Annotated in this window: 15 protein-coding genes; 5 read left to right on the forward strand and 10 right to left on the reverse strand. The window is 63.2% G+C overall.

Annotated features, from left to right (window positions below):
- Nucleotides 1-126: 126 nt before the first annotated feature.
- Nucleotides 127-1,653: a TldD/PmbA family protein gene (locus AC31A1_RS02450; RefSeq protein ID WP_489651574.1), complete on the forward strand. Its 1,527-nt coding sequence runs from the start codon at nt 127-129 to the stop codon at nt 1,651-1,653.
- 61 nt (nt 1,654-1,714) lie between these two features.
- Here the strand turns inward: AC31A1_RS02450 and AC31A1_RS02455 are convergent, their stop codons facing one another.
- The 8 genes from AC31A1_RS02455 to AC31A1_RS02490 form a co-directional block, all read right to left on the reverse strand.
- Nucleotides 1,715-2,962 carry a tyrosine-type recombinase/integrase gene (locus AC31A1_RS02455; protein ID WP_489651575.1) on the reverse strand — a complete coding sequence of 416 codons (1,248 nt, stop codon included), beginning with the start codon at nt 2,960-2,962 and terminating at the stop codon, nt 1,715-1,717.
- Between the two features lie 47 nt (nt 2,963-3,009).
- Nucleotides 3,010-3,195, reverse strand: coding sequence for an excisionase family DNA-binding protein (locus AC31A1_RS02460; protein ID WP_489651576.1), 186 nt, complete (start codon nt 3,193-3,195; stop codon nt 3,010-3,012).
- A complete protein-coding gene (locus tag AC31A1_RS02465; protein ID WP_489651577.1) occupies nt 3,192-4,619 on the reverse strand; it encodes a replication initiator in 1,428 nt (475 codons plus the stop codon). Before AC31A1_RS02465 ends, AC31A1_RS02460 begins: the two co-directional genes overlap by 4 nt.
- Nucleotides 4,620-4,990: 371 nt before the next feature.
- Nucleotides 4,991-5,182 (reverse strand): hypothetical protein, encoded by a 192-nt coding sequence (locus AC31A1_RS02470; protein WP_489651578.1) that lies wholly within the window; start codon nt 5,180-5,182, stop codon nt 4,991-4,993.
- Nucleotides 5,175-6,509, reverse strand: a complete 1,335-nt coding sequence (locus AC31A1_RS02475) for an FtsK/SpoIIIE domain-containing protein (protein ID WP_489651579.1) — start codon at nt 6,507-6,509, stop codon at nt 5,175-5,177. The genes AC31A1_RS02470 and AC31A1_RS02475 overlap by 8 nt, the downstream gene beginning before the upstream one ends.
- Entirely contained in the window at nt 6,509-6,727 is a 219-nt protein-coding gene (locus AC31A1_RS02480) for a hypothetical protein (protein WP_489651580.1), read from the reverse strand. The genes AC31A1_RS02475 and AC31A1_RS02480 overlap by 1 nt, the downstream gene beginning before the upstream one ends.
- On the reverse strand, nt 6,700-6,936 hold the full coding sequence (locus tag AC31A1_RS02485) for a hypothetical protein (RefSeq protein ID WP_489651581.1): 237 nt from the start codon (nt 6,934-6,936) through the stop codon (nt 6,700-6,702). Before AC31A1_RS02485 ends, AC31A1_RS02480 begins: the two co-directional genes overlap by 28 nt.
- Complete coding sequence (locus AC31A1_RS02490; RefSeq protein ID WP_489651582.1) at nt 6,936-7,307, reverse strand: SCO3933 family regulatory protein; 372 nt, start codon at nt 7,305-7,307, stop codon at nt 6,936-6,938. Before AC31A1_RS02490 ends, AC31A1_RS02485 begins: the two co-directional genes overlap by 1 nt.
- 193 nt (nt 7,308-7,500) lie before the next feature.
- On the opposite strand from AC31A1_RS02490, the gene AC31A1_RS02495 reads away from it, so the two are divergent.
- The 3 genes from AC31A1_RS02495 to AC31A1_RS02505 all read left to right on the forward strand — a co-directional run bounded on the left by AC31A1_RS02495 (nt 7,501) and on the right by AC31A1_RS02505 (nt 11,358).
- Nucleotides 7,501-8,265 (forward strand): GntR family transcriptional regulator, encoded by a 765-nt coding sequence (locus AC31A1_RS02495; RefSeq protein WP_489651583.1) that lies wholly within the window; start codon nt 7,501-7,503, stop codon nt 8,263-8,265.
- Nucleotides 8,266-8,888: 623 nt separating this feature from the next.
- Entirely contained in the window at nt 8,889-9,650 is a 762-nt protein-coding gene (locus AC31A1_RS02500) for a pentapeptide repeat-containing protein (RefSeq protein ID WP_489651584.1), read from the forward strand.
- Between the two features lie 817 nt (nt 9,651-10,467).
- On the forward strand, nt 10,468-11,358 hold the full coding sequence (locus AC31A1_RS02505) for a DUF4365 domain-containing protein (RefSeq protein WP_489651585.1): 891 nt from the start codon (nt 10,468-10,470) through the stop codon (nt 11,356-11,358).
- Nucleotides 11,359-11,590: 232 nt separating this feature from the next.
- Here the strand turns inward: AC31A1_RS02505 and AC31A1_RS02510 are convergent, their stop codons facing one another.
- Nucleotides 11,591-12,109: a hypothetical protein gene (locus tag AC31A1_RS02510; RefSeq protein ID WP_489651586.1), complete on the reverse strand. Its 519-nt coding sequence runs from the start codon at nt 12,107-12,109 to the stop codon at nt 11,591-11,593.
- Nucleotides 12,110-12,242: 133 nt separating this feature from the next.
- On the opposite strand from AC31A1_RS02510, the gene AC31A1_RS02515 reads away from it, so the two are divergent.
- Nucleotides 12,243-12,776, forward strand: coding sequence for a hypothetical protein (locus tag AC31A1_RS02515; protein ID WP_489651587.1), 534 nt, complete (start codon nt 12,243-12,245; stop codon nt 12,774-12,776).
- A gap of 168 nt (nt 12,777-12,944) precedes the next feature.
- On the opposite strand, the gene AC31A1_RS02520 is transcribed toward AC31A1_RS02515, so the two are convergent.
- A complete protein-coding gene (locus AC31A1_RS02520) occupies nt 12,945-13,307 on the reverse strand; it encodes a hypothetical protein (RefSeq protein WP_489651588.1) in 363 nt (120 codons plus the stop codon).
- Nucleotides 13,308-13,379: the final 72 nt, after the last annotated feature.

Genomic DNA, 13,379 nt, shown 5'->3' on the forward strand with positions numbered 1-13,379 from the left:
CCTCACAGGTCCCCGGCCGCCCGGTCCGAAATCCGGTGGACACCGCATGATCGGATATGCCGTGCTTGACTGCGGCCTGTCCGCCGCACAGAGAACACGTCGATCAGCGATAAGGGAGAGCATCCCGTGGCACACGGCATCGATCCTACTTTTCTTGCGCTACCCCTACGCGCCCTCGCCGACGCCGCCCTCGCACGCGCGCGTGCGCTCGGTGCCGAGCACGCGGACTTCCGGTTCGAGCGGGTGCGCAGTGCGTCCTGGCGGCTGCGGGACGCCCGGCCCGCCGGCACGTCGGACACCACCGACCTCGGGTACGCGGTGCGGGTCGTGCACGGCGGCACCTGGGGGTTCGCGTCGGGCGTGGACCTGAGCCTGGACGCCGCTGCCAAGGTCGCCTCGCAGGCGGTGGCGATGGCGAAGCTCTCCGCCCAGGTGATCAAGGCGGCCGGGTCGGACGAGCGGGTCGAACTGGCCGCCGAGCCCGTGCACGAGGAGCGGACGTGGATCTCGTCGTACGAGATCGACCCGTTCTCCGTGCCCGACGAGGAGAAGGCGGGGCTGCTGGCGGACTGGAGCGCCCGGCTGCTCGCGGCGGACGGCGTCAACCACGTGGACGCGTCGCTGCTCACCGTGCACGAGAACAAGTTCTACGCCGACACCGCCGGGACCGTGACCACGCAGCAGCGCGTCCGGCTGCACCCCCAGCTGAACGCGGTGTCGGTCGACGAGTCGAGCGGCGAGTTCGACTCCATGCGCACCATCGCGCCGCCCGTGGGCCGCGGCTGGGAGTACCTCACCGGCACCGGCTGGGACTGGGACGAGGAGCTGGCGCGGATCCCCGAACTGCTCGCCGAGAAGATGCGGGCGCCGAGCGTCGAGGCGGGCCTCTACGACCTCGTCGTCGACCCGTCCAACCTCTGGCTGACGATCCACGAGTCCATCGGCCACGCCACCGAACTGGACCGCGCGCTCGGCTACGAGGCCGCCTACGCCGGCACGTCCTTCGCCACCTTCGACAAGCTCAACAAACTGAAGTACGGCTCCGAGCGGATGAACGTCACCGGCGACCGCACCGCCGAACACGGCCTCGCGACCGTCGGCTACGACGACGAGGGCGTCGAGGGCCAGTCCTGGGACCTCGTCAAGGACGGCACCCTGGTCGGCTACCAACTCGACCGCCGCATCGCCAAGTTGACCGGCTTCGACCGCTCGAACGGCTGCGCGTACGCCGACTCCCCCGGGCATGTGCCGGTGCAGCGCATGGCCAACGTGTCGCTCCAGCCGGACCCGGCGGGACTGTCCACGGAGGATCTGATCGGCGGGGTCGACCGCGGGATCTACGTGGTCGGCGACCGGTCGTGGTCGATCGACATGCAGCGCTACAACTTCCAGTTTACGGGTCAGAGGGCATACGCGATCCGGAACGGCCGCCTTTCGGGCCAGATCAAGGACTTTGCATACCAGGGGATCACACCCCAATTCTGGGGCTCCATGGAAGCTGTCGGAGGCCCTCAGACGTACGTGCTAGGAGGGGCTTTCAACTGCGGAAAGGCCCAGCCAGGTCAGGTTGCTGCCGTGTCTCACGGATGCCCGTCCGCACTGTTCCGGAGTGTGAACATCTTGAACACGACGAACGAGTCCGGCCGCGACTGACGAGACGACCGCACACGCCTCGAAGTCTGCACCAGGTCGACACGCGAACACAGCGAACCGCCTACCCCACGTCGTCCCAGTCCTCGGTGTCTCCCTCTGTGGGAGCCAGCGAGGGCGGGACGATAAGGCCTTTGAAGGGCTCCAGCTTCAGCCCGAGGCGGTTGTGGATAGTGCGGGCACCTCGATCCATGGCCCGGCGCACGAGGTGCCCGTAGACCAACTCCGTGGTTCGGGTGGTTCGATGCCCCACCCACGCCGCGATCTCGAATAGCGGGATGCCGGCGTGAATCGCTTCGGAGACGAAGAAGTGCCGGAAGCTCTTCGGGGTGTAGTGCGGAGTACCGGCCAGCTTGACCGCCGCCTTGAACTGATCCAAGAACCAGTCATACGACGGGTGACGGTCACTCAGACGCGGAGACTCGAAAAACCAGCCCCGGTCTCCCCAGGTCCCGAAAGTATCGATGTGGTCGTTGAAGATCACGTTGATGGATTCAGGTACCGGGGTCCTTCGAGTCTGTTCAAAGGCTCGATGTTTCGTACCCCTCTTCACACCGCGCCTGTAGCCGGAGATCTCCTGGCACCCGTAGGCCGAGACCTGGTGATCCACAGCGAGGATGCTGCTGTCCCAGTCCACTGACTCATCCGAGAGCGCCAGCGACTCGCCTGGACGCGTCCCACATCCGGCCATTGCCCAGAAGCCCGCGCGGATCAGCTTGGGAGCTTCCGCGATGATCCCCAGAACCTCTGCCATGGTCGGGATGTCCTGGTCGGTGACCGGAGTCAGTTGCTGTGCCGAACGCCGACGAGGGTTCGCCTTCTTGCACGGGTTGCGACCGATGATCTCGGCCGCTACCGCGTAGTTGAAGACGGACGACAGGACATTCTTGCGTCCCGAGATTCCGGTTTCCTTGTAGCCCCGCTCCTTCTGATCCGCCTCCCACTCCTGAATGATTGTCGGGCTGATGCTGCCGACGGGCTTACTCCCGAAGAAGGGCCCGTAGTGGTTGTCGTAGACGCTCTGGTAGTTCCTCTTCGAGGACTCTTCCAGGGTCCCCGCCTCGACCCATTCGTGCCAGATCTCTTCGAACGTACGCTGCCCCGACTTGGGGTTGATGTACGTCCCTAAGTCCTTGTCCCGCTCGACTTTCACCGCGAACGCTTCGGCGTCTTCGAGCTTCTTGAACGACACCTGACGGGGCTTGCCCGCTCTGCCTCCGGGCTCCCGGTACGACACCCTGTACGGCTTGTGCGGGCACGTCGGTTTCTTGCGTCGAGGGCAGGAGCAATCTTCCTTCTTGATCGTCGCCACGTTTGTTGAACCTCCACATGTTGATTGGTTAGTGACGCATCGTCAGACTAGCCCTGTCGCATGCGCACCTCAACCCAGTTGTGCAGATCGCGAGTTCGGAACCGGACATGCTTGCCGACCTTGAGGTACGGGATGCCCCAGCGCCTGTATGAGTCCATGAGGACCCGCTTCGTCACGCCGAGTTCTACGGCCGCCTCATCCGGCGTCATCAGCAGGTTGCTGCCGCCCCTCACGGACCCCACCGCCGCCGGTCTCTCTGCGCTTCCGCGTAGAGCTGTCGGGACTGTGCGAGGTCCTCGGCGATGCCGGCAGCAATCTGGGCGGCACCCGGAGTGTGGCCGGAGCCGACGTACCGCCAGGAGGCATCCGTGCCTGCGTCGGGGAGATCCGGACCACCGACGTGGTGGGCACGTTCGGCACGCAATGCCGCGTAGGTCGTCGAGTAGCAGCGGGACTTGGTGAGGACGTGCCCGCGAAAGCCCAACGCGTGCGCCCAGGCGCGGAGGCGCAAGGGTTCAAGTTCTGGCAAGCCGCCGAGCCGCCAGCACATGCCCATGAGTGCCCGAACGTGTTGGGACAGGGGAAGAAGTCCGATCTCCCCGTAGGAGGTGATCGGGCGGTCCGTGCCTCCGACGTCGCCGACGCTCTTCGAGACGTACTTGGCCACGTACGCGGCGACAGCTTGGTCTGTGGTCGGTCCGTCATCGAGTGCAGGGCGTATGGGGTGAACGTCGAGTTGCCTGCCCCAGCGTAGGACCCGCTCCCCCAGGCCCGACACGTACAGCGTGGAGACCTCCACCGCGCGAACAGCCACACGCACTACGCCCTCAAGTACTTCCGCAGTGGCCCACGCCGGCGGAGCAGTCTCGGGTCCCTCTGGGCCGTCGACACGGATGATCGCGTGGAAGTGGACGGCACCGCGGCGCTGGTATTCGGCGACCTTGGCGAAGCTCAGCCGCAGGTGTTCGCCGAAGCGGGATTGCGTGATGCCCGCCGCTGTGGCGAGGTGGCGGCGGATAGCTCGGGTGGTGCGGTTCCAGAGTTCCCCCGCGTGCGCGTGCCACAGCACGTGCCCGGCGTAGTCGTAGCAGTCCGGGCAGAGTGGCTGGCCTACTGCGGATGTGTTGGCCGCGTGTACCAGGCCGCAAGTCAGGGTGCGTCCGTGTTCGCACCGTGAACCAACTGCATGGGGCCGGCAGAGGTCTCCGGTACCTGTCACTCGATGAACAGCACCGAAAGACGGAGCAGTGAGGGTGACGAACAATCGTGGGTGATCGGCGACTGTAGGCGGAGTTCCCTTGCCGCCGAGGAGGCCCGACCTGACGAGGTGGAAGGTGTCTCCGGAGTGCAGGCGCGAGCACGGCGGACAACGCGTTTCACGGCGGTTGCGGCACCGCACCGGCAGCCGCCCGGCAGGTTCTTCGGACGTGTCGTAGTGCCGCAAGACCTGCCCTGTGTCCGTGTCGAGCACTGTCGTATGGCCGACCAAGTAGATCGGGTGAGCACAACCGCCAGTGGCCTCGATCTGTTCGAGCCAGCGGGGAAAGCCCGGTTCGTTGGCGAGACGTATCAAGTCCCGTTCGGTGTCGGTGAGTTTGTGGAGGCGCTCCGCCTGGTGCAGTACGGAGCGCCGCGCGTCAGCAGTGGTGAGCGACATACAGGGGCGGTGACCTTTCGGTGCGGGCAGCCCGGCAGACTGCGGCGACGTGGCTGTGCGGGTGGCGCTGCACGGTGCTCCTAAGGAGTCGAGGGCTGGGGACGTGCGATCAGGAGTGCGGGGAGCACATGCCGACGAGGACGCCCAAGAGAACGATGAGGACGAGGAGTTTCAGGTACCGGGGCACGGACGAGACCTCCCTTCAAGCCACGGCGTACCGAGTGCGATCAGTAGTTGCGCCGCCGACGGTCGCGGCAGCAGATGCAGCGCCGGAGGTGTCCTCCACGGGTGCGCTGCCGAGCACGGCGGCAATACGGACAGCGGATGTACCGACGAGGCATGGGAAACGCCCCTGTCTGAAAGGGAGCTGGTTACACCACGAAGCGGTCGAAGACCCAGGTCACCAACTCGGAGACCATGAAGAAGGCCGGCGTCTGACCGAGGTAGAACCCGAAGAGGCCGATCAGTACAGCGACCCACCACGGCACCTCTCGCGAGCGGACCAGCAACACCGTGATCACGCCGAAGAAGAGCACGTAGGACAGTGCCGCACCATCACTCATGGCTCTCGCCTCCCGCTTCCAAAGCCCCAGTGAGGGCGGGGAGTTCAGGGGTTCGGTGCGCGTTGAGCGCTGCGTAGTGGCGTACGTCGTTGGGAGAAAGGAGCATCGAGCGCGCCCGCACCCAGTGACCGCCGACCGTGGTCACGGCGACTCCCTTTTCGTCCTCGGTGATCGCCTGAGCCACGGCGATGGCGTCGGGCGACAGATCGCCTAGAGCCATCTCCGCCGAGGCTTCGTCGTTGACCCGATGACAGATCCGGCCGCCGAGTTGGGCGCGCAACGCCGTGACACCGGGGCCGAGTTCGGAGCCGAAGCGCTGCGCTGCCACCACGAGATGAATGCCGAGAGCGGCACCGAGCTGAGCAAGGCGCAGCAGGGCTGTGGAGCACTCCACGGCTTCCTTGCGGCCGGCCAGGGTCGCGCCGCCCAGGTACAGTTCCGCGATCTCGTCGACCAGGACCACGATGGGCACGGGCCGTTCGTCGTCGCCGAGATCCCAGACGGAGCGGACCCCTGCCGCCCGGCACATGGCCATCCTCAACTCAGCTTCGCTGATCATTGCATTCAGGAGCCCGATGGCCTCCCGTCGGTTGGTCGCCAGCGCGGAGAGCCGTTGGACGAAGAGGGAGAACTCCATCCCGCCCTTGCAGTCGATTCCGACGAGGGCAACGGGCTGTGCGCCCAGGTGCGTGACGAAGGCCGCCAGCAACGTGGACTTCCCGGACTGCGTCGCGCCGACCACCAGCCAGTGAGGAACCTTGCGCAGGTCGATGGTCCACGCCGAGCCGTCTCCGGTCCGGCCGACCACCGCCGCCATGAACCGTGGCGCCGGGTACATGCGCTGTACCGGATCACCTGCGAGCGGATCACGCGCGGTCGCGACAATCAGCACTTCACCGCGCTCCGGCGAGATCACCCGTACCGAGTGGACCCGCCAGGCATGGATGATCGCCTCCGTCACGGCGATGAACTGCGCCGGAGTCTGGCCAGGATGCAGACGCACCCGGACCGACAGACCGCAGCCGAGCCGGTTGATCTTCGGCATGCCCAGACGAGGGGGCACCGGCCGCAGGGCCATCCCGCGCACCATCACGTCGCGCCCCACCATTGTGTAGCGAGGGCGCCGGACGACCGCCAAGTCCGTGTTCTGGCACAACTGCCGCCAGGTGAACCACATCCGGCAGACCGTGACCGGAAAACCGATCACGTACCAGGTCCACGGCACGTCACCGAAGCGCCGCAGCAGCTTGGGTTCCCAGTACGACTGCGTCAGGAGCCCCACGCAGACCAGGGCCGCGAGCGTCCAGACGATCAGCGTTGCAAGCATCAGTGATCACCGCCCGGGCGCTGCTGATCCCGTTGGTCGAGCATCTGGAGAACCCGACGCCCGTTGTCTGCCACCGAGTCCGCATGCGTGATCACCAACGCCAGGATGGTCTTGACCGTCTTCGGGTCGCGCAGAGCGGTCAGCAGTGACTGACAGCCGGCGAGGACGCGGAGGTCCCGCATCATCGCGTTCACCGTGTCGTCGTCTCGGAGCGCCACCAGTCCTCACCACCCTTCTCCCGCGCGAAAACGAAGCCGGCCATCTTGGAGGCTTCCGCCGTGTCCTGTGCCAGCCGTTCCAGAGAGAGCAGGCGGGTACCTCGGTCCATGGGCGTGAGGTCGATGATGTGAGCGATGGTCGCCAGGCTCATCAGACGGTCGTGCAACGCCTGCCAGTCCCAGTCAGGCGCTAAGGCATCTACGGCCATCAGGCCTCACCTCCCGAGGACTTCGCCCGCCCCAGAGCGACGCCGCTTGCGCCGGGCACCCCATCGGGCGTGATGGTGGAAGCGCGGAACGACGTCCCCTTACGGCCCTCGATCTCCCAGGCCACGGCCACCAGGTCGACGATGCTCACCCGGGTGCCTTCCGCGATGCCATGCGGTTCGTTGGGCACAGCGACCTCGATCACGTCCGCACGCCGGTTGTCCCGCTGTCGGACAGAAACCCCCACGACGTAGATCACATTGCCATCGCGATCCCTCCTGACCTCCCCTGTCTCTTGATTGACCCTCGGTTCAGGCGGGACGACGCACATCAATGCGCCCAGTCGTCGCACGTCAACCGGGATGGTCTGCATAGGCACTCACGCCTCTCAGCTTGATCCCCAGAGTTCACGATATTTGCAATCGCATACTCATTCTGATGAGTAGCGAGCATGACTCACGACGGGTCGACTTGGCAAGCACTTAAGCTGACGAGTGCGGGACGGACATGCCCTAAAGTGCAGGGCAGCCCGCCGAGTCGCACGCTGCCGCAGGGAGATTCAGAGCATGCCTGGAGACATCGTCCGGCCGAGCGCCATGTACAAACAGCTGGCTGATCGACTTGCGGAAGCAATCGCCGGCGGGGAGTACGAGCCGGGCAGCATGCTCCCGAGCGAGACCCAACTCATGGAGCGCTACGGCGTCTCCCGCCCCACCGTGCGCTCAGCCATCGCGGAACTCCGCTCCATGGGCCTGGTGGAGAGCCAGCACGGCAAGGGCTCGTTCGTACGGGTACAAGGTCTCCCCACTGCCGTCATTGAGCGCACGATCACCCGCAGCGGCAAGCGATTCGCCCTCGGATGGCCCGGCGAGGAGGTGGAGTTGCCCGCCGTGACCCGAGGCGAGGCAACCGGGATTGCAGGCACGCTGTTGGAGCGCAGCGACGAAGCCGTGTTCATCACGGACCGCCTCTTGACCGACCCAACGACCGGCGCCAGAGCCGCTCACCGCACACTGATCCCGTTTGCCGTGGCCGAGCAGTTCCCGGCGCTGGCCAAGCATCCCGATGCCGAACCGGCCGACATCTACGCCGAGTTGGCCGCCGCCGGCCACACCCTTACCTGGACCGAGACCGTCACCGCGCGCACCGCCCTCCCCGAAGAGCGCGCCGACCTCAACCTGACGGACGGCATCCCGATCCTGATCACCTACCGCGTGACCGCCTCCGAGGACGGCCGCCCGCTAATCCTCGAAGAGCTACGCGTCAGCGCGGACCGCGCGCGACTCGTGTACAAGGTCACCGAAGAGCAGCCCTCAAAGACGCATAGGTGAATCGGTCGTAGCCCACCCTGAGCGGCTGAGCCCCTGGCATCCTGGTACCCCTACGCGGTGAGCCCCATACGAAGCAGCGAGGAGCCAGCGCATGGTGCTATGGGAAGCCTGCCTGTGGGGCCTGCTCGGCTCTGGTCTCGTGGCAGCGTTGAACCTCTCCACCCACATCCAGAGGGCGAAGGGTTTTCCCTGGAAGCCTCACGGTGACCTCGAACCCGGTCCCTACGCCGTCGCCGTGGGCCTTCAGTTAGTACTTGGTATGGGGTTGAGTGCCGCGTTCGCTCAGTCGGGCCAGGTGTCTGGGCCGTTTGGGTTTGTCGTGGTCGGCGTCGCCGCGCCAAAGATCCTTGAACAACTTGCCCGCCAGGCAAGCGTCGTTCATGGCTCCTCGGAATCCGCTCCGGATCAGCTGTCAACCCTCCGGCCAGACTTGGAGCGGGGCGAAGTCCCCACGGTCAGAGAGGATTCGGCAACCGAGATTGCCAGTTCTGCATCGGAAAGCGGGGGCTCCGATGCGCGCTAGCTCCTTCACCATCCAAGTCCTTGGGTACCTTGCACGCACTGAGCCGGCACTAGCCAAATCCTCGGCCCGAACAGCGCAGCGTCCGAGCTTTTTGTCACGGGTGCGTGTCGTACTGGCTTTCAGCGAGCGCAGTTCGACACCCCTCCCGCACAAAGATTCTCTGGCTGACATCAAACTAATCGGCGCCCGTCTTGATTACATCAATCTGGCTGGCACCAGGCTAAATCGCTCGCATCTGATCGGCGCTCATCTAAACCACGCAAACCTGAATGGCGCTCGCCTGAGGATGGCCAACCTGACAGGAGCCCAGTTGAACCACGCCAACCTCAACCAAGCCCTGATGGACCATGCCAATCTGACCGGGGCTCAGCTGGCCAACGCACATCTGACTGCTGCCTCGCTGCGCCATGTCCATTTCACCGGCGCCAACCTAGCCTTCGCCAACTTGACCGGCGCACAGCTGAACGGCGCTGACCTGAAGGGCGCCAACTTGACTGGCGCACAGTTGATCGACGCGATCCTGGTTGACGCCGAGCTGAACGGCGCCGACCTAAAGGACGCCAACCTGATCGGAGCCAAGTTGAGGGGTGCGAATCTAAAGGGCGCCGATCTGACGGGCGCTCACTTGGATTCTGCGGACCTGAGCTTCGCCGACTTGGCTGGGGCCCGACTCGATGGCACGTTCAACGTGCACATGGCAAAATTGGCCGGAGTGCGTTGGTCGCTGGACACCGGCTGGCCCAGAGAACTGCACGAAGCTATCGGGAGCCGCTCCCTGGAGATCGAATCGGGAATCTTCCGTATCCAGGCGAACGAAGAGCGGCATCTTAGGGCCGAGGCAGGTTCATCGGCAGCGGCGTAGCAGGCTCCATCGCGCGGTCTGCTCGACTGCCCTCCTCCGGCGGGATCAGCCCACAAGCTCTACGCGATGCTCTAGGCCCTGCAAGACTTCACGCCTTGCTGTCCGCTTGAGGTCTGCTCCACCGACCTACGCGCCAAGGCCGATCGGTCTAACTCCTCTCCACTTACTCAAGGGCGCGCCTCCGGCGCGCCGGACGGCCAGGCTCTCCGGCCGGGCTGCGGCGTGGCCGCCGGTCCCGTCCGGGCACCCGCCGTCCGGCACTCATTCCGCCTTTAACCACAGAGAAGCCCGTCAGCGATGTCCGGCGGGGCTTCCACCGAGTACTCAGCAAGTGCACGTGTACGCGTGCTGGCGTGCCTGAAACTTCGCCGGCGAGATCCCCGGGGCGTACTTCTCCAGGCGACAGCCCGAACACATCACCCACTGATGGCCGCTCGCGTCCTCTTCCACGCGCACCTTGCCCCGCCCGTGAGTCCGTAATGGACGGCCGATCGTCTTCCGCCTCATCCAATGGCCCTTCTCCACCTCAGTGCACCAACCATGATGCGGGAGTCAACCCCCGTAGGGCTAGGGGCAGTCAGCTCCGAGACTTTAGCCAGCCACTTTGGCCCGAACCTCGAAGATCATGGCCCCAACGTCGCGCTTTAACGAGCAGGTCCACAGACTGCCCGACGCACTGGAAGCTTTCGGAGCCATGATCACTCGCGCCAAAGCAGTTCACGGCCAAAGCCGCTCCGCCGACCTCGTGCCAGGGCGCACCCTGCGGACTGAGGGTTAAATTCTGCGAATCCAGCGATCAAGCCGCAGATAATGTGTTGTGATACCCATCATCGCCATTTTCGGAGGACGCGTGACTAGAAGACCCAGTCAACATCGAGTGGCATCAATTGCGGTTTCATCGGTTCGTCACATATGGAACACCCTGGGGCATGCAGTCGACGAGATCAACGAAGATTACGGAGAAGACCTTCTGGTGCAAACATGCCTAAATGATCGAATGGACCCGTCGAGACTATGGATCCAGGTCAAGGGAACAGAAAAAGATCTGTCGAATACGCGAAAGGCTCTTCCATCCATCAGTCTAAAGGCAGAACAAATCATGCGCTGGGCGCGAAGCGCGGACCTGGTGGTCATAATCCTGTGGGACATAAAAAATGATGTCGGATACTACACGGTGCCAGCCGGTCACTTCGACCACGTCGATCTAAGCGAGGCGCGAGATGGCCGACTCCCTCTGAAATTCTTGCGCGACCGGCCGTTCAACACACTGACCGCCGATCATCTAGCTTGGTCCGCAAGGATCAGACACACAAACAGAGCGTTGCAATCCGCTCTTATGAATCGAGAGGATGCCGAGCGGGCCAACAGCGAGGAGAACGTAGTTTTCTTCCACGGAGTCATTGCTGCACTTCTGGTCGACTTCTCGGTGGACGTAAAAATAGCAACGCCCGACGGAAGCTGGACCGAGGAGTTCATGGAGGCCATCAAAGAATCAGCTAGAAATTCCGAGGCGACAAAAATCGAGAACATCGCCATGCAGGCTACGATCCAGGCTATTTTCAAGATGATATCTCTAAATTGCGCAGGAAATGGACTTCCGGCCACTCTAACGGAAGAGCTTGCATCTTCTCTATTTTCATCCATCTTCGAGAATGCGTTGCGAGAGGTAAGGATTTCGGGTGCAGACGCTAACCTCAAGCCCAGCTAACACCAACAGGCGAGAGCAGCGGCAGCAAACCTGATCCATCTGGATGCGTCACCACCGCCAGAACCGAAATCTCGGCCGCTAATGTGATCGCAAACACCGGAAGCCCAAAAGAGGACCCTTCACGGACTGGCGATATCCTACCAGTCGACCATGAGGCGTTGACCTGCATATATATCTAGTCCAGTACCGAAAGAACCTCTGGAGTTGTTCGCGGAGGGAGAGCACTCTCCAGTCAAGGCGCCTCGATTGGGTATGGAGGCCTATCACTTGCATCTCTCAGCCACCACTGCCCGGATCTATCGCAAAAGCGGACCGTGTACTCCACCGCTTCAGGAACCGCGATACGGTTCCCTGACGCATCCAGAAGCCACGTCGGTACATGCATAGCAGCGTGTTCCTTTAGCACCTCGCGCATCACTGCCGGCTGCGGCACCATGTTCCTGTTCACGGTCCAGGTCTCCGCCACATCGGCGCCTTCGCGTCGGATATCCAACAGCTCAACGCGGAGCACTGCTTGGTCACCATTGTTTGTGATTTTTACGGCCAAAGATCCACCAGATCCACGAACCGTCACAGTCACCAAGGATGCCTCAGCGACATTCCTACGCTGCTGCGCCTGCTCCATCTTGACCTTGTCGGCCAGCTCCCGACGCTCCTTCTTCAGCGCCAGAACATAGCTGGCTCCGGACACCCCGGTGCCCAAGGCTCCGGTCACCACGCCAAGGCCGAACATCCACCAACTAGTCGCCATGATTCAACGCTACGGCCCCAGGTGCCTGCGCCTGCCGTAGTTCACCGCACGGAGCCGGTCTTGAAGCGAAACCGATGCGAGAGTTTCGCCAGTTGACATACCCAGGGGGCTCTGCCGACCTACGCTCATGCTCATGAGCAATGTCATTGCTGTCTTCGCCGTTGTGATCAGTCTCGCGGCCCTGTACTTCAGCGGAGTGCAACTGAAGCTCAACAGACAAATTCGTAAAGAGACAACCGATCCCTACGTTGTGCCCGATATTCAGCCTCGCGCTGGAGGGTCGGGGCTGCTCGTTTTTACGTTGGAGAACATCGGGCCAACAGTCGCTCGTGACGTGGAAATCAGCGTTAGCCCCCCTCTGGAGGGTGGAGAGCGCGACGACTGGGACGAGAGGATCGCACGGGCTATCGGGCGCAAGATCCCGCATTTCCCCCCGCACCGCCGGTTGGAGTGGTTCTTCACGTTCGGCGGGCGATTTTTTGAGAACCCTGATCTGCCACGCCAGTACACGATCACGGTCAAGGCTGTAGGCCCCAGCGGCCCCGTCGAACCACTGACCTACATCATCGATCTTGACGTGCTGCAAGGCACAGCGTTGGACAGAGAGAATGTAGTGGCAAAACTCGACAAGATCGCTAAGGGGATCGAGAGTCTTCCCGGTGGCTAGCGCGACTCTACAGCCGATCAAACTCATCAGGGCCTGCCGATATTCGGTAGCTGGCGCGACCAGGCCGCAGGCGCCCCGCCCTACATCGAGCTAGGCCCGGTACCGACTTGCACTTAATTCGACCATTGAGACTCCGCTGGTCCCTCGATTTTTTTGGACTCTAGTCGGCTACCTTCTCTTCCTTGAACGACCCACGAACCCGTTGAGGTTGGGGCTCACGTCATTGATCTCAACGTACGCAGAGTAGAGACGCGGTACTAGGAAAATGAAGATCACGAGGACATAGGAGCTGATCGCGGCGGAAAGAGCTGCCCAGAATCCATACAGATGGCCAGTCTTAGTAACGCTCACATTCATTCCAATGACCAGCGAGGCTACGTCAAGCGCACAAAGCAGGGAGCCGGTGAGGAGGTGTGCCGCCGTCTCATCAAGCATTCCCTTTTCTACCTCGTAGCGGCTCACGTCAGATGAGCCCACCCACTCTTTGATTTTGAGCCTGAGAGTAGACAGGTGCGTGAAAGCGCTCAGCATCCCCCCAGCCAATAGAGCAACCCCGGTTAGCAGTGCCCCAGGTGTGGAAAGGTGCCCTTTCCTTAGCCACAT

Source organism: Streptomyces sp. P5F9 (assembly GCF_057961495.1).